This is a genomic window from Nostoc sp. C96, from assembly GCF_059384975.1.
The window spans coordinates 3,616,566-3,636,883 of the sequence record NZ_CM182020.1 but is presented as its reverse complement, the minus strand read 5'-3'; the positions used below and the strand labels follow the sequence as shown (position 1 = coordinate 3,636,883).

The window sequence follows — 20,318 nt, the reverse complement described above, 5'->3', positions numbered from 1 at the left end:
GGACGTAAACTATAAGAGTTAGCATTGCATCTACCTCATCCCAATGGCAAAAGCTTATAGTGATGATTTCCGGCGAAAAGTTATGCAAGCGATTGAATTAGATGGTCTCAAAAAGTGCGAGGCAAGCCTTCTGTTCAATATCAGTCGCAACACAATTAACTTGTGGTTTCAACGCAAAGCCGAAACAGGTGATGTCAAGCCTAAACAGAGGAAAGTATCGCCGCACAATGGCAAAATCGGTGATTGGGAGAAGTTTCGCACCTTTGTTAAAGAGCATGGGGATAAAACTCAGACTGAGATGGCACAGGTATGGGAGGGAGAGATTAGCCAGCGCACGATTTCCAGAGCGTTAGGAAAGATAGGAAATTCGCGTAAAAAAAAACTTACGGATATAGTCAACGAGACGAAGCCAAACGGGCAGCGTTCTTAGCACAACTGGAAAATCCGAAAGCATCGCATCTAGTATATGTTGATGAGTCTGGCATGGATGAACGCGACAACTACGGCTACGGATACTCCCCAATAGGGGAGCGATTCTATGACCTCAAATCAGGTAGACGGCAGGGTCGCATTAATATGATTGCTGGGTATCGACAAGGAAAAGTGATTGCGCCATTTACTGTCGAGGGGGCTTGTAACCGTACCGTGTTTGAGACTTGGTTAGAAAATTGCTTGATTCCGGTGTTATGTTCAGGCCAGTGGGTGATTGTAGATAATGCCACGTTTCATCGGGGCGGTAGGATTGCTCAATTAATTGAAGCCGCAGGCTGTCAGTTAATCTATCTGCCACCCTATTCGCCAGACCTCAATCGTATTGAAAAGTGTTGGGCAACTTTGAAGAGTAAGGTTCGCAAGCTATTACCTCATTCTAATAATTTACGTGATGCAATGGAAACTGTTCTCAAACAAGCAGCGTCCTAACGAAGTTGGCTACAGCTATATTACGCCTACAAGTTGGACTATTGAAATTGTGAATAAAAGACTCATACCTTCTCCTCAGCTCCCCTGCCCCTCTGCCCCTCTGCGGTCTAAACTGCAAATTAGGTGCTGAATAGCTTATAGTTTTTAATTAACGCTGTGTGCAACTTTCTCTTAAACCGGACGGGGAGCAAGAATCAAAGCCTCTCCCCGCTGCGGGGAGAGGTTTGGAGAGGGGTCTGAAAAACTCAGCAGCACATCACTTTACTTTTTTGGTCGTATATTTCCCCAAATATTCACTCTGCCGTCAAAACCGCCGCTGGCTAAAAGTCTTCCATCAGGACTAAAAGCGATCGCACTCACCCAATCACTATGTCCATAAAGTGTATTTAATAACTCGCCTGTAGTTAAATCCCACAGTTTAATCCCATCTCTACCAGCACTAGCTAGGGTTTGGCCATTGGGGTTGATGGCGATCGCATTTACCCAGTTATTATGTCCTTTGAGGATACGGACTAAGCTCTTTGATTGGATATTCCAAAGTTTGATGGTGCGATCGCGGCTCGCACTGATTAAAGTTGTACCATCTGGTGTAAAAGCTACAGCATTCACTGCTTGAGAATGTGCCGAAAATGCTCTAATTAATTTTCCGGTCTGCAAGTCCCAAAGCTTGATTTTACCTTGATTATCGCCACTAGCGACAGTCTGTCCATCTGGACTGATTGCTACTGTATAAATTGAGTCACTAACTTTGATTAGTGTTGTCAACGGGCGTTGTTGTAACAAATCCCACACCCGAATTCCGTCTAAAGCACCACTTACTAGGACTTTACTATCAGGAGATACAGCTAAAGATAAGACATTGCTGGTGTGTCCGACAAAAGAACGACGAAATTTATTATTTTTCAGATTCCAAAGATTAATTGTGTTGTCGGTACTACAACTAACTAGAGTTTGACCATCTGGGGCAATCACCAAAGATTCTACAGATGTTTTATGTGCTTTACTATTCGCCAACCTTTTACCCGTTAAAGGGTTCCACAAGCGAATTGTACCATCATTTTCTGCGCCACCACTGGCGAGAATTTTCCCATCTGGACTAAAAGCTAGAGATTTAACAGTTCCGGCGTGTCCCACCAAGCTATAAATTAGCTGAGGATTGACAAAATTAGTGGGAGCTTGGGAATCTGGTATTTGTGCGATCGCGGCATGAGCAGTATGAATCTCAAAACTTTGCCAAATAGTTACTGGCAGAGTCAATGCTGCCATAAATGCCAAAACAATATATGGGCGTAGCCCAGAGCCACTCCCCATTTTTCCCTCACTCCTCACAAGTTTTTCCTCACTGTTTAAAAAGTTAAGTCAATTTATTTCCCAATTGTGACTCAACATTTCAGACTCAGCACTTCTTAACGAGGTGGCTTTTTCTTCGCCACAGTCAGTATCGGTAGAGTCGGACTAGATGAGCGCGAGGGTAAGTAATGTTGCACCACAGGTTCCTCTGGTATGGGGCGATGCTGCTGCATTCGCCACAACTTAAAGGCGAGACTGATACCTGCTGTTCCTAACCCAACGGCTAACAATGACCAACTATCATCAAATCCACCAATCACAGCATCTACAATGCCTATCGTTATCAAGATACTGATAATTGGCTCTTTTCTGTAGGCTGATTTCAAAAAACGAGGTAATGCAGCATTCATCACAGCTTGGTTTATCCAAATCACCTTTGTGTAAGTTTACCGAGAATACCTCACCACCAGATGTCTTTTATCAAAAACACATCTAAATATTATAATTTTGATCAGTAGGTGAGGAAGTGTAACAATTAGCTTTCCTGCATATTTGCCACCCTACAAAGTTATAGACAGCAAATCCTGCAAGATAGTTCTCTTGATAAAGTTTTAACCAGCTGAACATGCCAGCTGGTTAAACCTGTCTACTTACTAGCTTACAACTAGAAAGCTTTTGCTTTGTGATGGCACTACTTGAGACCGAGCCAAGATAGCACACCTTGATTGGTCACGTATTCAATTACCACCATTAAGCCGAAGCCAATCATCGCCGCCCGACCATTGAGACGTTCGGCATATTCATTAAAGCCAAATTTGGGGTCTTCTAGTTTAGGGGTAACTGTTGGTTGTGGTTGTGTCATGTTCAAAAAACCTCTGTTCGGCAAACGGGACTTGAGAGTAAAATCTTAAATCGTCACTTTTGTAAGATTTGAGCCAGAGAGCTTAAGAACTCTAGCAGCAGCTTCTCAAATGTAGCTGTGCTAAGGCTCGTTTAACAATTTGTAATTATTCTTTATATATTGTAGTCAACTATGACAATAGTCAAGGGTAAGAGTTTTCAGCTTTGTTACCGTGAAAGGGAAAACTAAGGTTGTAGATAGCTATATCTAATACGGAAGTGTCAGTCTGAGACTGGCAGGCTAAATTAAACCAAAAATTCATCAGAGGCGTTATATGGAAATTGGCGTTCCCAAAGAAACGAAAGACCAAGAGTTTCGAGTAGGTTTAAGCCCATCTAGTGTGCGAGTGCTGCACGAAAATGGGCATAAGATTTTTGTCCAGACACAAGCAGGTAATGGTGCTGGTTTTACGGATGCAGATTACATCAGTGCTGGTGCAGAAATTGTCTCTTCCGCAGAAACAGCTTGGAATCGAGAATTAGTAGTTAAAGTCAAAGAGCCGTTATCAAGCGAATATAAATTTTTGCAAAAAGGGCAAATATTGTTTACATATTTGCATTTAGCAGCCGATCGCAAATTAACCGAACATTTAATTGATTGTGGCACTTGTGCGATCGCCTACGAAACCGTAGAACAACCAGGCCCTAACAGACTACCTCTACTCACACCCATGAGTGTCATAGCAGGTCGCCTATCAGTGCAGTTTGGCGCGAGATTTTTAGAACGTCAGCAAGGCGGTAGAGGAGTACTTTTAGGTGGTGTTCCCGGTGTTAAGCCAGGCAAAGTTGTAATTTTAGGTGGCGGTGTAGTCGGCACAGAAGCAGCGAAAATTGCTGTGGGGATGGGTGCGACAGTGCAGATTTTAGATGTAAATGTAGAGCGCTTATCTTATTTAGAAACTTTGTTCGGTTCGAGAGTTGAATTACTTTACAGTAACTCTGCCCACATAGAAACTGCTGTTAAAGAAGCTGACTTACTCATCGGTGCTGTTTTAGTCTTGGGACGCAGAGCGCCAATTTTGGTACCCCGCGAATTGGTAAAACAGATGCAGCCTGGTTCAGTAATTGTTGATGTTGCTGTTGACCAAGGCGGTTGTGTCGAAACCTTACACGCCACCTCTCACACCAATCCAGTCTACATTGAAGAAGGCGTAGTCCATTATGGCGTTCCCAATATGCCAGGTGCAGTACCTTGGACATCAGCCCAAGCACTCAACAACAGCACATTACCATTCGTTGTGCAGTTAGCAAATCTAGGCATCAAAGCTCTAGATGTTAACCCATCCTTAGCCAAGGGTGTCAACGTCCAAAATCATCGCCTTGTACATCCTGCGGTGCAAGAAGTATTTCCTGATTTGGTGAATTAACTACACATAGGTCAAATCAATGGTTAAGACAGCAAATATATTGGCAAGCTTGAAGTAATATCTTGCATCTATTCCTAAATTTCTTAATGATGAATTTCAAGCCAACATTAAACGTCTTGGCCTATCTTTTAATATCACCCATAAACCCACTGTTCTAATACAGTGGGTTTATTTTTATGGGCGTGGCGTTTGAATTTTAGGAATTATCCAGACGCAAGGTATTTTGGAATTTTGCTTTTGGGACAGGAAGCTTTATTGCGGTACTTGGTCAAAGATTAGCCTTTGGTGCTGTACTCAATATCGTAGAAACAAGAGGCGAGTATAGGCATAACTATGGGGAATATTATGAGGAGAAATCATTAATGGAAAACCCTAAATTATGCAATTCCTGAGAAATATTCGCTGGCGCACAATTCTTTCATTAGCTTTCATTCTCCCCATTGGACTTTTATACAGCCATTATCGCTATTCTGTTTCGTGGTTAAACCAAGAAGTAGGCGGGATTTTTTACCAGATATTTTGGTGTTTGTTTGCCTTTCTATTTACAACCACTCGCGCTTCCGTTTGGCAAATTCCTTTATGGGTATTGGTCATTACTTCTTTGGTAGAGTTTATACAATTGTGGCATCCACCATTTCTGGTTTGGGTACGTTCATTTTGGTGGGGCAGAATGTTAATTGGTACTGCCTTCACCTGGGCAGATTTTCCCTATTATTTTATTGGCAGTGGCTTAGGATGGCTGTGGTTGCGGTTAATAGTTCGGGGAACAAAACTAAAATAATTTAGCCTAATGGTGTGATGTGTCAGGATGCTCATCAGACTTTTTCGCACCTTTCACCGTTCGTCGATCCGATTTTTGTGATAAAGGTTTAGTATGAGAGCGATCGAGACGCTTTTTCCCTTTGGGTCTATGCTTGCGTTCATCTAAAATTGGTTCGGGCTTAATTTGTGAATTAGCACCAAAGCCATTAACCACTTCAAACGGCAATCGTTGTTTAATCAGCGTTTCGATATCTGCCAAAAGATTATATTCATCGGCACACACCAGCGATACAGCTTTACCTGATGCACCCGCGCGACCTGTACGACCAATGCGATGAACATAATCCTCTGGAACATTGGGTAAATCGAAATTGACCACATGAGGCAATTCGCTGATGTCGAGACCGCGTGCAGCAATGTCCGTTGCTACTAATACCTGTAAGCTGTCGTTCTTGAATTTTGCCAAAGCGTGGGTACGTGCCGATTGGCTTTTATTACCGTGGATAGCCAGTGCTTGAATACGTTCTTGGGTCAATTGCTTCACCAAACGGTCAGCACCATACTTTGTCCGTGTGAACACTAGCACTTGATACCAGTTATTTTGCCGAATCAGCTGAACCAGTAATTGGCACTTGCGATCGCGATCTACCTTGTAGACTTTCTGTGTCACAGTGTCAGCAGTAACGTTACGGCGTGTTACCTCGATCATCTCTGGGTTATCTAGCAACCCCGTAGCTAGTTCCTTAATTTTGTCCGAGAAGGTAGCGAAGAATAACAAATTTTGTCTCTGTTTTGGTAGAAGCGAGAGAATGCGACGGATATCACGAATAAAACCCATATCCAACATCCGATCTGCTTCATCCAGTACTAAAACCTCAACATTTGCAAGGTTAACTGTCCTCTGCTGCACATGGTCTAGCAGTCGTCCTGGAGTAGCGACCAGAATATCCACTCGACCCCTCAAAAGCTTTTTTTGCGGATTAATGCTGACCCCGCCAAACATAGCCATTGTGTTTAGTTTTAAGTACTTGCCATACTCACGCACACTTAACTCCACCTGGGCGGCTAATTCACGAGTCGGAGTGAGAATCAGCGCCCTGATAGGGAAGCATTCATCAGATGTGCTTTTAAGGCTCTTTTCAGACGACAATTTTTGCAGCAGCGGCAGAGTGAAGCTGGCTGTTTTTCCAGTCCCCGTTTGCGCCCCAGCTAACAAATCACGCCCTGACAAAACCGCAGGAATTGCCTGCATCTGAATTGGTGTGGGTTTGGTGTATCCTAGCTCGGTGACGGCACGGATAATTTCATTAGACAAGCCGAGATGAGAAAAAGACATAGAACTCCGTAAATAACATCGGCCTGTCGCCGCTGGCGGCATCAGTCTTAGGCGGACGCGCGTTTGAAGGGTGGTATGGGCGGTAGCGCAAAGACTGAGAGCGAATGCCGCAGTTCTGCATTCTAACAGAGTCGAGTCTATATTTTAATGCTCTTCAGATATTCTGACTTACGCTCCAGTCATCCTGGATAAGCCTAGTTTATGGATAGTATTTATTATTTATTGTCAAGTTACATTGATTATTTGTAACAACAAAGTTAAATTTATTTACATAAAGTAACAAAAAACAAAAAAAATTATGTATACCACTATTAACGACAGCGGTCTTCTGAATAACTACGCAACTGAACCCCAAATTTACTACGCTGAATATCCCAACCAAGAGGCGCAAAATCGTTATAAATTACAAGGTGCAGTTGCTACCCTACTAGTTACTGCTCTAGTTTTGGTTGCCTTGGGCGTTAGCTAAAATTTTTGAACTTCGGTTAGGTTATCTTTATCATCGCCATTTAGACTTATCTTAATTTCCTCGGTACTTAAAGCCGAGGTTTTTTGTTGGAGTGAGCGCCTGTGAAGAGAATTGGCGCTCCCTTGGCTTTCACCGATACCAAGATATGTCATACTAGATTTAAATAATGCTTCTGTTTACGGGATGCAGAAAATTCCCTTCTATGTCATCTTAGAAAACGAGAGTTAATTCGGTGAGTATTTTTGTTTTTAGTATTGACAGGCTTTTACCTTTTAGTATTTACAGAGTTTTCTCCGAAATTTACATCTCTACACACTAAAAATTTTGGAGACAATCAATGTCAATTTATGTAGGCAACCTCTCTTACGATGTTACAGAAAATGATATTACGGGCGTTTTTTCTGAATATGGTACAGTAAAGCGAGTACAAGTACCTACAGACAGGGAAACAGGCCGTCTGCGTGGCTTTGCTTTTGTGGAAATGGGAACAGAAGCTGAAGAAGCTGCTGCTATCGAAGCTCTTGATGGTGCTGAATGGATGGGTCGTGGACTCAAAGTTAACAAAGCCAAGCCCAAAGAAGACAGAGGTTCTTCTGGTGGTCGTGGGGGATACGGTGGTGGTGGACGTAATCGCTACTAAGCTTGATAGTGTTGCTCATTTTATGGGGTGACATTTTATTGAGGCCAGAGACTAGAGGCGCTTAGGTTAGAGAAGATATACCGCATTTGATTGGTAATTGCTATAAAACCAGAAATTTGAAGAGTGCATTTTTCGGTCAGGCAAAAAATTTATCTTTTTTTTACACTGTTAGTGCCTACTCAGTCCATTGATGAATTTAATTTAATTAGGAGAGATAATGACCCAAATCATAGTGGGTGAAAATGAACACCTGGAGTCAGCATTACGCCGATTTAAACGAGAAGTTTCCAAGGCGGGAATTTTTCAAGATATGAGGAAGCACCGTCACTTTGAAACGCCTATTGAAAAATCTAAGCGTAAAAAACTTGCCTTACAAAAGCAGGGTAAGAGACGCTTCCGTACTTAAAAATTGACATAGATATTATAAAGAAAACCCTCATAGTGTTTATGAGGGTTTTCTTTATAATTATTTACCAGCAGTCAGCGAAAGTCCCCCATTTATCCCATCTATAAAATCAAGGAGTCGTATCCCAGCGATCGCTCCACCTAACACTACTCAACTACAATAGATATATAGACTTTGTTGCGAATTGTATAGTTAGGGATTGGCTGTCATGGCTCCCGCCGTTTTAATTCAAAATCTGCAAAAGCGCTACGGTACTGTTGAAGCCGTCAAAGACGTTTCTTTTGAAGTCGAGCCAGGAGAAATATTTGGTCTACTCGGCCCCAACGGTGCAGGTAAAACTACGACTCTGCGTGCTTTGTGTACCCTCACCACTCCAGATGCTGGCAAAATCGAAGTATCTGGAATTTCTGTGTTAGACAATCCCAGAGTAGCAAGGCAAAAACTCGGTTATGTAGCGCAGGAAGTCGCTATAGATAAAGTGTTGACTGGAAGAGAACTGCTGCAATTACAAGCGGCGCTTTATCACCTCCCTGGCGCAGTAGCAAAACAGCGAATTCAGACGGTTTTAGATTTACTGAGTTTGCAAGAATACGCTGATAAAAAGACAGGAACTTATTCTGGTGGTTTACGCAAACGGCTCGATTTAGCGGCTGGGTTACTCCATGCACCGGATGTATTGGTGTTGGACGAACCATCGGTAGGACTTGATATCGAAAGCCGTTTTGTTGTGTGGGATTTCCTGCGGAAGCTGCGGGTATCAGGAACTACAGTATTAATTACCAGCCATTATTTAGAAGAAATTGACGCACTAGCCGATCGCGTCGCTATTATTGACCGTGGGATTGTCATTGCCACAGGTACACCCTCACAATTAAAAGATAGGGTAGGAGGCGATCGCATTACCTTACGCATTCGGGAATTTTCCCCCCTTGAGGAAGCCGAAAAAGCCAAAGACCTCTTACAAGCTTTGCCTTTTGTCCAAGAAATCATCATCAACAGCGCTCAAGGTAATTCCCTCAATTTGGTAGTCACACCCCAAAATGATGCCTTAATTACCATCCAGCAAACCCTCAATCATGCCAGTTTACCAATATTCGGCATTGCTCAATCTCGCCCTAGCTTAGATGATGTCTACCTCGCCGCCACCGGACGCACCTTAATGGATGCAGAACTGGCCGCAGTGGCTAACCGTGATCCCAAAGCCGAAAAGAAGCAAAATATGAGATAGAACTGCCTGGCAGAGTCAAGGGTCAAAAGTCCATAGTCCAGAGTTTTTGATCCTTGACCATTGACTATTGACCATTGATTATTGACAAAATCATTATGAGTGTTACTCCTAAATCTGATGTAAATTGGCAGCAACTAGCCTCACCTGCTGATGCTGCACCTAATTTTTTCGGTGAATTAATCCAAGAGACCTTGGCTTTAACTCGTCGCTTGTTTATTCAATTACAACGCCGTCCTTCAACTTTATTAGCGGGAATCATTCAGCCTGTCATGTGGCTGGTGTTATTCGGCGCTTTATTTCAAAATGCACCCAAGGGCTTATTTGGAAGTACGACAAATTACGGTCAGTTTTTGGCCGCTGGTGTAATTGTTTTTACAGCTTTTGCTGGAGCATTGAACGCCGGATTACCTGTGATGTTTGATCGGGAATTTGGCTTTTTAAATCGTTTATTGGTAGCACCCCTCGCATCGCGGTTTTCGATTGTCTTTGCTTCCGCTATCTTTATTATTAGTCAAAGTTTGCTACAAGCGGCTGTAATTGTTGGTGCAGCAGCCTTTCTAGGGGCGGGGCTACCAGATGCTGTGGGTTTGAGTGCGATCGCCCTCATCGTCTTTCTCTTAGCTTTGGGCGTAACTGCTATTTCTCTTGGTTTAGCTTTTGCTCTACCTGGACACATCGAATTAATTGCAGTAATTTTTGTTACTAACCTGCCTTTACTATTTGCCAGCACTGCTTTAGCGCCTTTATCTTTTATGCCCAAGTGGTTACAAGTTGTGGCTACACTGAACCCACTTAGCTATGCAATTGAACCTATCCGCTATCTCTATCTCCACAACAATTGGGGATTGGGCAGTATAGTCATGCAAGCACCTTGGGGTGATGTTACTTTTGGTGGTGCTTTATTAATTTTGTTTGGCTTTGCCGTTGTTGCCTTATTCAGCATTCAACCCCAATTACGGCGGACTCTTGCTTAAGATAAAAGCATGGTGTCGTTGGAGCGTATTAGAGAAGAATCTCATGCAAAAATCATTTTTATCAGTTAAAAGCTGCTGTGTGGCTACTTTAGCCGGAATTAGCTTTGCCTCTTTTCTCACAGCCCAACCGAGTTTGGCTCAACTTAATACAGTCGATGCCAATCCTGGTGATAATTCCCTAGATAATACCAATCCATTTTCGACTAACTCAGGTGGACTAAACCCCCTTGACCTAATTCATCGCGCCCAACTTGGTAATCTCAACTGGAATACTCAACAAAAAGATGACGAATTAAACTCAGCGGTGGCTGAATTAAACCGCAAGCGGGCTGCACTCAAACAAAATCCCAATCAACCAACAAATGGTACTTCTGGACAAGCAGTTCCTGGTTTACCAGCCATCACATCTCCCAGTGTGATTTCTCCAGTGCAAATTTTCCCTCCACAAAACTGAATCATATTCAAAAACCTCACCCTGTCTGTAAATCCTTTACTGAAGCTAGATTTTGCAGTCAGTACAAGGAGATAAAGACAAAAGGTGAGGTGAATGAATTTTGGATTTTAGATTTTGCGGAAAGTTGAGCCAGTGCGTTGGACGGGTTCCCCGGCTTGTTCGCGTAGCGTCTCCGATTAGGAGAAGCAACTGGCGTTGCGTGCGGAGAGAACTTGCGTGCGCGGGTTCCCAGCGTTGAGCAAACTTTCCAAGACAGATTTTGGATTGAGAAATTACAGACCCAGTGCCGCTAAAATATCGCTGGCGTGGTTAGAGGTATTCACGTTGGCATCAACATGAACAATTGTGCCATTAGGATCGATGACATAGGTGACACGCTTGGCATAACCACCACCATCAACATCGTAAGCTTGAATGAGAGACTTATCGGTATCTGCCAGCAGTGGAAAGTTCAGATTGAATTTTTGAGTAAAAGCTTGATGAGACACTTCATCATCGGCACTCACACCCAAAACCACTATATCTTTACCTTGATATTGCTCTTGAGCATCACGGAAGCTACACGCTTGTTTGGTGCAACCTGGAGTGTCATCTTTGGGATAAAAATACAAAACAACTGTCTTACCTTTAAAATCAGACAATGAGACAGTGTTGCCATTAGTATCTTTGACGGTAAATGCAGGTGCATCCGTACCAACTGCTAGAGGCATAGTGAACCTTTCCTGTTTCAGTTTGTTGATGACTTTGAAATTTTACAATAATTTACAATGATTAAATGAATTACTAAAAAAACAGTGTAAATACCAATATCTAAATAATTTTTAGCGCAGTAAGTAACTGGTAATTTAAAATACTGAAATTTTCGTCCAATCACCACAATATACTTAAATGGCTACAATTAATTCCCCAACCTCAAAAATCTTCTCTTACTCACGTACCACAGTAGAAAGAGCAGAGCGATCGCTGATTTGTTGTCCTTTCACTGTTGGTTTATTCACAGCCATGCGTAACCAGAGTGTACCATTAAATGCGATCGCCCTAGAAAATGGTATCCAGCAAGGTTATACCCAGCGTCCCTTATCAGAACTGACTTGTTACAACGCCTTAGACTGGTTAATCCAAGTCGGTGTACTGCGGCGCGAAGTTGATGGACAGGGAATTACTGATAGTTTTCGCCTCACGCCTTTAGGTTATCAACTAATAGAAAAATATCAGGGCAAAAATTGGCCTGCCCCTTCCTGGCAAGATTACCTGTACAATGCAGGCATCCGTTGGTTGAGACTACCTTTTTAGAATTGAAAATTTTAAAGTTAATATTTAGGTTACAAAAGGGAACAATATATCTACGGAAGCATCAAACCCAATATAAATTCTTCATCAACATCTGACCAATTTTTACAGATTTTGATAAGAGTTATGTAAGTAATATGGGGCATTAACGTAGGTGTGGATATTTTTCCTACCTGTAGTTCTGTTAGCTTCTTAGCGTATAACTGTTGATGAACGGATGGCGATATCACCTGTTCATAACCTATTCCACCTCTTATAAAAAACCGACATTAAGTATGAAAGCAATTATGGTAGTGGGAACAACATCCCACGCAGGGAAATCACTGTTAACTACTGCTATTTGCCGTTTGTTGTCGCGGCGTGGTTGGCGAGTGGCTCCCTTTAAAGGTCAAAATATGGCTTTAAATGCTTATGTCACTGCTAATGGGGGCGAAATTGGTTATGCACAGGCGGTACAAGCTTGGGCTTCTGGGGTGGTTCCTTGGGTAGAAATGAATCCCATCTTACTCAAACCCCAAGGTGATATGACTTCCCAGGTAATTGTCAAAGGTAGATCTGTAGGGCGAGTCAAAGCAGCAGATTACTACGAGCAGTTTTTTGACCTAGGCTGGCGGGCGATAGAAGAATCTCTCCAACATCTATCCACCGAATTTGATATGTTGGTTTGCGAAGGTGCAGGGAGTCCAGCAGAAATTAACCTCAAGCACCGCGACCTGACAAATATGCGGATAGCAAAATATTTAAATGCACCGACAATTTTGGTAGTAGATATTGACCGTGGTGGTGCTTTTGCTCATGTAGTCGGAACTTTAGAGTTGCTTGAGCCAGATGAACGGGATTTAATTAAAGGTATTGTAATTAACAAATTCCGTGGGCAGCGATCGCTCTTAGATTCAGGGATAAAATGGCTAGAAGAACGCACCAAAAAACCTGTAATTGGCGTTTTACCTTACTTTCAAGAACTATTTCCCGCTGAAGACTCCCTCGACTTACTAGATCGCAAATCATATAAAACTCAAGCTGACCTCAATATAGTTGTCATCCGCTTACCCAGAATTGCCAACTTTACCGACTTTGACCCCTTAGAATCAGAACCGACAGTTTCTGTGAGATATCTAAGTCCAAAACAAGACCTAGGACACCCAGACGCGGTAATTATTCCAGGGACAAAAACCACCATTGCCGACTTAATTTTATTGCAGAAAAGCGGTATGGCAGAAGCAATTCAAAATTATGCTGCTTCTGGTGGTACAGTTTTAGGGATTTGTGGCGGCTATCAAATGTTAGGACAAATTATTGCTGACCCCGAAGGTATAGAAGGACAAGCAGGGAGATTCCAAGGTTTAAATTTATTGCCCATTAGAACCGTCATTACCGGACAAAAAATTGCTCGTCAGCGCCAAGTTAGCTCAAACTTCCCGCAGATGGGCTTACCTGTCAATGGGTTTGAAATTCACCAAGGGCGATCGCGCATCGAACAACCACCAGATAGTCAAGCGTTTCAAGCGTTATTCGATGATGTTAACCTAGGGTTGGTGGATAGTTGTCAATCAGTTTGGGGTACTTATCTGCATGGATTGTTTGACAATGGCCCTTGGCGACGAGCTTGGTTAAATCGCCTGCGTCAACAGCGAGGTTTGAAATCCTTACCCACAGGTGTAGCCAACTACCGAGAACAGCGAGAGCAAATCTTAGACTCACTGGCTACGGAAGTAGAGCGCCATTTAGACTTAACACCCTTTTTGTCGTAATTAGCCGAAAATTTCATGAGTGTTAGCGTGCGATTTTTACCAGATGATGTCACCATCAATGCCGAAGTGGGAGAAGCACTCTTAGATGTAGCCGAACGTGCTGGAGTGATGATTCCCACTGGCTGTCTTATGGGTTCGTGTCACGCCTGTACCGTAGAACTGGAAGATGGCGATGTCATCCGTGCTTGTATTTCCGCAATACCGCCAACCAATGAGGAGTTGAGGATACATTTGTTTAGCGACCCAACTTGGTAGTTTTTGAATTTTTCAAGATTTGGATAGATGGCATTAGTAAATTAATTTAAATTTAAATAAATGCCTAAGAAAATTCGAGAGCTTAAGCAAATGCTTCGCCAAGTTGGTTTTACAGAACTAGCCGGCAAAGGCAGTCACAATAACTGGGTACATCCTTTGTATGCTGGAAAAATCACGATTGCGGGCAAAGATGGAGCAGATGCTCAACGCTACCAAGAAAAGGAAGTCAAACAGGCAATTGAGGCAGTAGAGAGTAGTAAACAAGATGAGTAAACTCAAGTACCAAATGGTGATTCAGTGGTCGGAAGAAGATGATTGCTTCTTGGTAGGATTTCCTGATTTCCCTGGACAACGTTGGCGCACTCATGGGGATACTTACGAGTCAGCTGTTGCCAATGGCATTGAAGCACTTGAATCTTTGATTATTGCTTATGAAGCTGTGGGTGATCCACTTCCACCGCCAACAGTTTTTAACGCTGCTTAATTTAAACTTGTTAATAATACACTTACTTGTATGAAATATTTGAGGAAAGGCTTACAAATCCTGCTTCTGCCTTCCCTTTGTACAAAGTAAGTTGTAGGCAGTTCAGTTAGCTTTAACATTTAAAGCATATTGTCTAAATCTTTCCAAATCAGCTTGAATAGTTGATTCTACAACTCTTCCTAAAAACAAGTTATCCATAATTTTGCCAATGATGCCAGGGATGGCATAGGACACAGATAGTTTGACGATGCTACTATTGTGGCGATCATAAAAACGAATTGCTCCTTGGTTGGGCAACCCATCAATTGATTTCCATTGGATAATTTGGTTGGGAATAACTTTAAGAATTTGAGATTTCCAAGTAAATTCTAAACCGCCAGTGTTGAGTTTCCAAATAGATATTTCTGGATCATCAGGCGGGATTTTCACCGAATCAATCCATTTCATCCAACGAGGCATTTGCTCTAAATCAGACCACAGACTCCACACTAAATCAATGGGAGCTTCTACTTCTACCTGTACGCTATGCTCTAGCCAATCTGACATTCTATGTAATTCCTCTAGGGTTCGCTACTGCTTGATCGTCTCTAAAATCGCTTTTGCCGCCTGTCTTCCCGAAATTGTCGCTCCTTCCATACTATCGATATAATCTTGCTGGGTGTAGCTACCTGCTAGGAAGAAGTTTGGTATAGGAGTTTTTTGGTTAGGGCGATATGCGTCCATCCCTGGCGCTTCTCGATAGAGAGATTGGGCAAGTTTGACGACACCATACCAAGTCATGTTGAGTTCCCGCGATGAGGGGAAAAGTTCATGGACTTGCTTGAGGACATGCTGGGCGATCGCTTCGTTACTTTCTTTAATAAACGGATCTCCTGGTGTTAATACCAGTTGCAGCAACGAACCTTCTCCTGGGCGATAGTAATCGCTGGGACTAGTTAATGCCAAGTCGGCAAAACAAGAAAAGTCTGCGTCAGCAGTGTAGAGTAAGTTATCTATGCCTGCTGCATAGTTAAGTTGTTTACGTTTCTCTGCATCTTGCAGTTCTGTCACCCAACCATCAAACCGCAATTGTACTGTGGCAACGGGGACTGCATCTAATTGATAAATATTGTCAAATTCTGACCATTTCCGCCAATCGGATGGCAAAATACGCTGAATTCCGGGAATATCACAAGCACAGACATAGGCATCAGCAGTAATGGTTTCTGTAGTATCGCCCTGAGCTACTACAATGCCAGTAACGTGGGTTTGTCCATCATTTTCAGCGAATTGAATTTCTCGCACTTGGCGGCGAGTATAAATTTTAGTGCCTCTTGCGGCTAAATAATCCACAATAGGTTTATGTAAGTACCCATCAGGGGAACCTTCCAGCATCCGCAATACAGAAGCTTCACTTCTCACAGCGAAAAACTGGAAGATAGTCAACATACAACGGGCAGAAATATTTTCGCAGTCAATGAATCCCAAAGCATAAGCAATGGGATTCCACATCCGTTTGATGCTACCTTCACTGCCACCGTGACGACGAAACCAATCGGCAAAGCTAATTTTATCTAGGTTGCGGATGGTTTTCATCGCTCCGTCGAAGTCTACTAGTCCTCGGACTATGGGACTAGTTCCTAGGGCGATCGCATTTTGCAATTTGTCTTGTAATGATAGTTGGGAAGTAGTAAAAAATGCTTTCAATCCATTAAACGGCGCACCTGTGAAAAAGCGAAAATCTAAAGCACCAGTGCGTCCCCCTTTATTAATAAAGGTATGGGAGTGTTCTTTCAGGCGTAAATGTGACAACGCCCCTACTTTTTCCATTAAGTCAAATAATTGGTAGTAGCAGCCGAAAAAGACGTGCAACCCCATTTCTACATGGTTGCCATCACTATCCACCCAACTGCCGACTTTACCACCAACAAACGGACGGGACTCAAAAATCTGGACTTCACAGCCAGCATCAGCTAAATCTACAGCGGTTGCTAGCCCAGCCAATCCCGCACCTACGATTGCAACGCGCATTCCGTCCTACCTCTTCAGTTTCTTTACAAATTGTAACTGGGTTGGTGTCGGAATTTGCTATTAACATCAAGCCTATTTGCGAGGTTTTACACTCGCTGAGTTAGAAGTTAATTGTCAGAGATTTATCAGGAGTCCACCAGTATGTAGATGCACGATGGGTTTTAACCCACTAGTAATAAAATTGCATTTATTACTTTATTTGATTCCTGATCACTAAATTTACTGCATTCAAAATGCTTGTGTTAAGCTACACAAACTTTAGTAAAGGTGGACTGAAAAAAGTATGATAGAGATTTTTTAGGTATCCCAGCGACAATCTACGACGCTGTAGAAAAAATTCCTGATTTTCCCTATCTATTTTGCTTCTTTGTTGTCATCAGATGTTGGTAATCCGCGAATAAGTTCTCGAATTACATCTGTCGCAGGTCTACCTGTTTGCTGACAATATTTTTCTAGTTTCTCTGCTTCCTGTGTTGCTAAATTCACAGTGATACGTTTAACGGCCCATTTTTTATTAGTCATTATCATGCTATCTGCTGTATATTAACACCATCAAAACAACAAAAGACTCCAGACAAGGAGGAATAAGATTATCAGAGTTTGTGTCAAGAAACAAGCAATGCTATAGACACAAAAAATCGTCATTTTGTCAAATTATTCATCATTTTCCCAGAAGATAATCATAACGGGATTACTATTGTGGCAGGAAAAGTCCTTAGTGTACATTCATGTCTTGTAACAATTGCACTAATGATGTTTTCAAGAAAACCAGACAATTAAATTCTCTAAATTAATTTGAGACACCTAAGTTTCACTCAATCGAGATTACCAAGATTTTTATTCACATAAAGCATTTCAACTTCTCTGCTTTATTAAGATCAGCGTACACTTCTTAAGAGACAATTTTTTGAATAACTTGAGACCTTAATAGGTCTACTGATTATCAGGTGTGTATATTTGGCTGGTAATTACCCAATAGTACGCACCTATAAGCGATCGCTCTTATGTGAAAAAGTATTTACTTTGATCTAGCGACTGTTTTTTGGTACTCATTGGGTGTAGATATCCACAAATTCCTATTTAGTGTTTAAGTCATCATGAGTCGGCTCCTTTATCTCAGTCGGTTAAATTTGAGATTTTATTAGTAACTACTAAAAGTAGTAATACAGTGATGTTTGGCGTGTTTACGAATCTCCGCAAAGATTTTCGTAAATGTTTAAAGATATTTGTGTTGTCTGCACACATCACCATCTTTGTTTCAAAAGTTTATCAAGCAAAATAAACATCTGCTTTCTATCCCAAATATTTAGCCAGATTTCACTACAAATTTAGGAATATCTCTAAATTTGTATATCTAAAAATCAAAGCAAATTAAAATTTGCCCTCCTGGAAATTTTCCATCATAAAATTATTTAGTAAGCACTTACCATATAAGGTAATATCTGCTTGATTTTTAGTGTTAAGGCTATTATAACCATGATTTTTAGGCTTTAAATAAACTTCATTTAATACTTAATTACCATCTTTTCTCAACTTTATAAAGAAAATACAAAGAAAATTAATAGCAAATAAAGATTTAAGTAATTTCCTAGAAATATGATGCTAATGATTATCAAGAAAAAGAATATTCCTAAATTTTTAGGATAAAGATCAAAGCTTATTTGATTCCATAATTACTTTGAAAGAAAAATATCTCTGCGGCGAATAGCATCATGTAGTAAAAACATTACTAAAAAGCCAAATAATATCTATGCTTCATGAACTTTGTATAAAGTAATTAACTGCACAAAGCGAGCGCATCAGAAATATGGGAACATCACCGCGAATCTTGGTTAAAAGAATCGCACATACTCGTATTTCACTTGTCAGATAACTAAATCCTGATTTTTTTATATGTTCTAGACAAAAAAGCTGAAAAAGCTGGTTTGATGCGGTTTTTCTCCAGAGTAGACCAATAAGAGCAGTGTTGAACTCAGGTGAATTAAGCACAGCGAAATATCCAACAACTGTGGTTTGGGGAGATTCTCAATTTAGTTATGGTGATTGCCGAGTATTTGTGGGAATTACAACTGCGGCATAAGTTGCAGCATTCCCAGACCTAAATCTTTTGGTGAAAGCGATCGCGCTTCAAACAAAGCCACCATATCACGCAGTTGAGGATTACCACGAGCCGACCCTGTTAGCCCTTTGGCTATGATTAAACCGCAATAACCTTTGGTATTTTTACACCGCTGATTCCATTTTTTACGAGCTTCGACATGAATGGGATCATCATCTAAAAATTCACCGAAGAGAAACAATTCACCATTTTGAGTTTGTAACAAACCCAAATCGTAGCGATCGCCATCAAAAGGATCTGCTCCAGGATTAAAGCAAATGGCTTGTAGTCCACCTGCCGCCTCTATATTTTCAATGACAGTCTTAGCTTTGGGGCGGGAAGTTTGAATCAAAATTACAGGTAATCCATCGCCTACCTGCTTAATTTCGCCAGCGGGATGATAAGTTACCCCTTTACGCAGATACTCCAGCATCTCCCACGAAACCACACCCAAACTCAGAAAAGAATCTTCAGGAATTAAGTCATCGCGTAAAGACCGGAATATTGGTAAATCTGGTGTTGCCATTTCCGACTCCGACACACCAAACCCTGCCATTTCCTCTAACTCAGCTGCCAACTGTGGCATTGAAGCAACCGTCACAGATACTGATTTCGTGCCAGTATCTGATTCTGGTAGAGAAATCCGATAGCGATGGCTGAGTTCAGGGAAAGTTTCATCACGTAACTGCCGACGGTGATCACGAATGAAGCGACACAGGCTTTCTAAGGCAACATAAACGACTAGTGCCTCTTCATCATATAAAACAGACCGCAGTCCTTCTAAGGGGTGAATATTGCCGAATGTTGGGGCAATTTCAGCTAAAGGCATCTCTGATAAATTGTCAATTTCATCCTCATCTTCGTCATCAGCATCTAGACTTTCAAAAGTGAGAAACAGACAATCTTGCTTGAGAAAAGCTTCTTCTAAACGTCCTTGCGACTCTTCACTTTGTAAAACGGCGGCACGAAATCGTTGGAGTGATTCTTCCGAACGATAAAACAAAATGCCATACTCCATCCCCAACATACCCATAACTGAGGCATAAAGCGTCCCGACATCCCATTTATTAATTTCTATAGATAAGATTTGTTGCTCTTCCAAAAATTCCCAAGGAGCTGCTTGCCAAAGAGCAAATGCTTTTTCTTGCAAAGCTTGGGCGTACTGTGGTGGTAAATCTGGGATTTGGCTATCAACAACTTCCGCAAAACCGCGAAATAATTCATCAATTAACGGTAATTCTGGGGCGTAGTCAATGGCAATATCCAAATCTTGTAATACGCCGCGTAGGTAAAATTGAATTTCTCGGTCTCTGACCACAATTTTGTGAGGTCTAGCAGGTTTAGCAGGGCTGTGGGGATGCTCCATTGCCCGCATAAGGGTGCGAACAATTGCTTCCGGGCCTGTTTCAGGAGGTACTACGTCCATACCACGGACAACACCTTGTGAGCCATCAACCCAAAGAATGCAATCACCATTGGCGGATGAATCAGGATGTGGGATGGGTGATGATAATGGACGGCGATCGCCCTCCCACACAGAAGGAATTTGAGGTAATTTATTCAACCGACGACTGGTAGAGCGATTAAAACTTGTCATAGAGTCAGTTAATCAAAGGAAGCAATTTGCATGTCAATTGTTGGGGATGGCTCGCCTGGGAGGAGACTTTCCGGGCTGCACCTGAA

Annotated in this window: 23 protein-coding genes; 14 read left to right on the top strand and 9 right to left on the bottom strand. The window is 42.0% G+C overall.

The features are described from left to right. Window positions 1–43 precede the first annotated feature (43 nt). Window positions 44–921 (top strand): IS630 family transposase gene (locus AC504W_RS15540; protein ID WP_494873200.1). Its coding sequence is split into 2 segments (ribosomal slippage): window positions 44–373 and window positions 376–921, totalling 876 coding nucleotides; the frame shifts between segments, so codons are not numbered across the junction. Window positions 922–1,182: 261 nt separating this feature from the next. Here AC504W_RS15540 and AC504W_RS15535 read toward each other — a convergent pair. The 3 genes from AC504W_RS15535 to AC504W_RS15525 form a co-directional block, all read right to left on the bottom strand. After that, window positions 1,183–2,232, bottom strand: coding sequence for a WD40 repeat domain-containing protein (locus AC504W_RS15535; RefSeq protein ID WP_494873199.1), 1,050 nt, complete (start codon window positions 2,230–2,232; stop codon window positions 1,183–1,185). A gap of 95 nt (window positions 2,233–2,327) precedes the next feature. Beyond that, the gene (locus AC504W_RS15530; RefSeq protein ID WP_494878658.1) at window positions 2,328–2,621 is read right to left on the bottom strand and encodes a hypothetical protein; all 294 of its coding nucleotides are present in this window, start codon (window positions 2,619–2,621) and stop codon (window positions 2,328–2,330) included. A 281-nt stretch (window positions 2,622–2,902) separates the two neighbouring features. Further along, window positions 2,903–3,073 carry a hypothetical protein gene (locus tag AC504W_RS15525; protein WP_096577760.1) on the bottom strand — a complete coding sequence of 57 codons (171 nt, stop codon included), beginning with the start codon at window positions 3,071–3,073 and terminating at the stop codon, window positions 2,903–2,905. 313 nt (window positions 3,074–3,386) lie between these two features. Between AC504W_RS15525 and ald the strand changes: the two genes are divergently transcribed. Both ald and AC504W_RS15515 read left to right on the top strand, forming a co-directional pair. Further along, complete coding sequence (ald, locus tag AC504W_RS15520) at window positions 3,387–4,478, top strand: alanine dehydrogenase (RefSeq protein ID WP_494873198.1); 1,092 nt, start codon at window positions 3,387–3,389, stop codon at window positions 4,476–4,478. Between the two features lie 379 nt (window positions 4,479–4,857). Beyond that, on the top strand, window positions 4,858–5,259 hold the full coding sequence (locus AC504W_RS15515; RefSeq protein ID WP_494873197.1) for a ribosomal maturation YjgA family protein: 402 nt from the start codon (window positions 4,858–4,860) through the stop codon (window positions 5,257–5,259). Between the two features lie 6 nt (window positions 5,260–5,265). Here AC504W_RS15515 and AC504W_RS15510 read toward each other — a convergent pair whose 3' ends face one another. Next, a complete protein-coding gene (locus AC504W_RS15510; protein ID WP_494873196.1) occupies window positions 5,266–6,576 on the bottom strand; it encodes a DEAD/DEAH box helicase in 1,311 nt (436 codons plus the stop codon). Window positions 6,577–6,874: 298 nt separating this feature from the next. Between AC504W_RS15510 and psb34 the strand changes: the two genes are divergently transcribed. From psb34 to AC504W_RS15480, 6 genes are all read left to right on the top strand, one after another. Next, window positions 6,875–7,045 (top strand): photosystem II assembly protein Psb34, encoded by a 171-nt coding sequence (gene psb34, locus AC504W_RS15505; RefSeq protein WP_494873195.1) that lies wholly within the window; start codon window positions 6,875–6,877, stop codon window positions 7,043–7,045. A gap of 337 nt (window positions 7,046–7,382) precedes the next feature. After that, a complete protein-coding gene (gene rbp, locus AC504W_RS15500; RefSeq protein ID WP_494873194.1) occupies window positions 7,383–7,685 on the top strand; it encodes an RNA-binding regulator in 303 nt (100 codons plus the stop codon). Between the two features lie 217 nt (window positions 7,686–7,902). Then, on the top strand, window positions 7,903–8,091 hold the full coding sequence (gene rpsU, locus AC504W_RS15495; protein ID WP_015115835.1) for a 30S ribosomal protein S21: 189 nt from the start codon (window positions 7,903–7,905) through the stop codon (window positions 8,089–8,091). 208 nt (window positions 8,092–8,299) lie between these two features. Further along, entirely contained in the window at window positions 8,300–9,319 is a 1,020-nt protein-coding gene (locus AC504W_RS15490) for an ABC transporter ATP-binding protein (RefSeq protein ID WP_096577744.1), read from the top strand. A gap of 95 nt (window positions 9,320–9,414) precedes the next feature. After that, window positions 9,415–10,293 (top strand): ABC transporter permease, encoded by an 879-nt coding sequence (locus tag AC504W_RS15485; protein ID WP_494873193.1) that lies wholly within the window; start codon window positions 9,415–9,417, stop codon window positions 10,291–10,293. 43 nt (window positions 10,294–10,336) lie between these two features. Beyond that, window positions 10,337–10,747: a hypothetical protein gene (locus AC504W_RS15480; RefSeq protein ID WP_494873192.1), complete on the top strand. Its 411-nt coding sequence runs from the start codon at window positions 10,337–10,339 to the stop codon at window positions 10,745–10,747. Window positions 10,748–11,019: 272 nt separating this feature from the next. Here AC504W_RS15480 and AC504W_RS15475 read toward each other — a convergent pair whose 3' ends face one another. Beyond that, window positions 11,020–11,457 carry a peroxiredoxin gene (locus tag AC504W_RS15475; RefSeq protein WP_494873191.1) on the bottom strand — a complete coding sequence of 146 codons (438 nt, stop codon included), beginning with the start codon at window positions 11,455–11,457 and terminating at the stop codon, window positions 11,020–11,022. A gap of 178 nt (window positions 11,458–11,635) precedes the next feature. Between AC504W_RS15475 and AC504W_RS15470 the strand changes: the two genes are divergently transcribed. The 5 genes from AC504W_RS15470 (at window position 11,636) to AC504W_RS15450 (ending at window position 14,527) form a co-directional block, all read left to right on the top strand. Continuing rightward, window positions 11,636–12,040: an Npun_F0494 family protein gene (locus tag AC504W_RS15470; RefSeq protein ID WP_494873190.1), complete on the top strand. Its 405-nt coding sequence runs from the start codon at window positions 11,636–11,638 to the stop codon at window positions 12,038–12,040. 272 nt (window positions 12,041–12,312) lie between these two features. Beyond that, the gene (gene cobQ, locus AC504W_RS15465) at window positions 12,313–13,788 is read left to right on the top strand and encodes a cobyric acid synthase CobQ (RefSeq protein WP_103126726.1); all 1,476 of its coding nucleotides are present in this window, start codon (window positions 12,313–12,315) and stop codon (window positions 13,786–13,788) included. A 15-nt stretch (window positions 13,789–13,803) separates the two neighbouring features. Further along, window positions 13,804–14,043 carry a 2Fe-2S iron-sulfur cluster-binding protein gene (locus tag AC504W_RS15460; protein ID WP_494873189.1) on the top strand — a complete coding sequence of 80 codons (240 nt, stop codon included), beginning with the start codon at window positions 13,804–13,806 and terminating at the stop codon, window positions 14,041–14,043. 60 nt (window positions 14,044–14,103) lie between these two features. After that, on the top strand, window positions 14,104–14,316 hold the full coding sequence (locus AC504W_RS15455) for a type II toxin-antitoxin system HicA family toxin (RefSeq protein WP_494873188.1): 213 nt from the start codon (window positions 14,104–14,106) through the stop codon (window positions 14,314–14,316). Then, on the top strand, window positions 14,309–14,527 hold the full coding sequence (locus AC504W_RS15450; RefSeq protein WP_494873187.1) for a type II toxin-antitoxin system HicB family antitoxin: 219 nt from the start codon (window positions 14,309–14,311) through the stop codon (window positions 14,525–14,527). The genes AC504W_RS15455 and AC504W_RS15450 overlap by 8 nt, the downstream gene beginning before the upstream one ends. A gap of 102 nt (window positions 14,528–14,629) precedes the next feature. Here the strand turns inward: AC504W_RS15450 and AC504W_RS15445 are convergent, their stop codons facing one another. The 4 genes from AC504W_RS15445 to AC504W_RS15430 form a co-directional block, all read right to left on the bottom strand. Continuing rightward, window positions 14,630–15,073 carry an SRPBCC family protein gene (locus tag AC504W_RS15445; protein ID WP_096577730.1) on the bottom strand — a complete coding sequence of 148 codons (444 nt, stop codon included), beginning with the start codon at window positions 15,071–15,073 and terminating at the stop codon, window positions 14,630–14,632. Between the two features lie 24 nt (window positions 15,074–15,097). Then, entirely contained in the window at window positions 15,098–16,537 is a 1,440-nt protein-coding gene (zds, locus tag AC504W_RS15440) for a 9,9'-di-cis-zeta-carotene desaturase (protein ID WP_494873186.1), read from the bottom strand. Window positions 16,538–16,891: 354 nt separating this feature from the next. Continuing rightward, window positions 16,892–17,065, bottom strand: a complete 174-nt coding sequence (locus AC504W_RS15435; protein WP_015115823.1) for a ribbon-helix-helix domain-containing protein — start codon at window positions 17,063–17,065, stop codon at window positions 16,892–16,894. A 1,535-nt stretch (window positions 17,066–18,600) separates the two neighbouring features. Further along, a complete protein-coding gene (locus AC504W_RS15430; RefSeq protein WP_494873185.1) occupies window positions 18,601–20,232 on the bottom strand; it encodes a DUF6930 domain-containing protein in 1,632 nt (543 codons plus the stop codon). Between the last annotated feature and the right edge of the window lie 86 nt (window positions 20,233–20,318).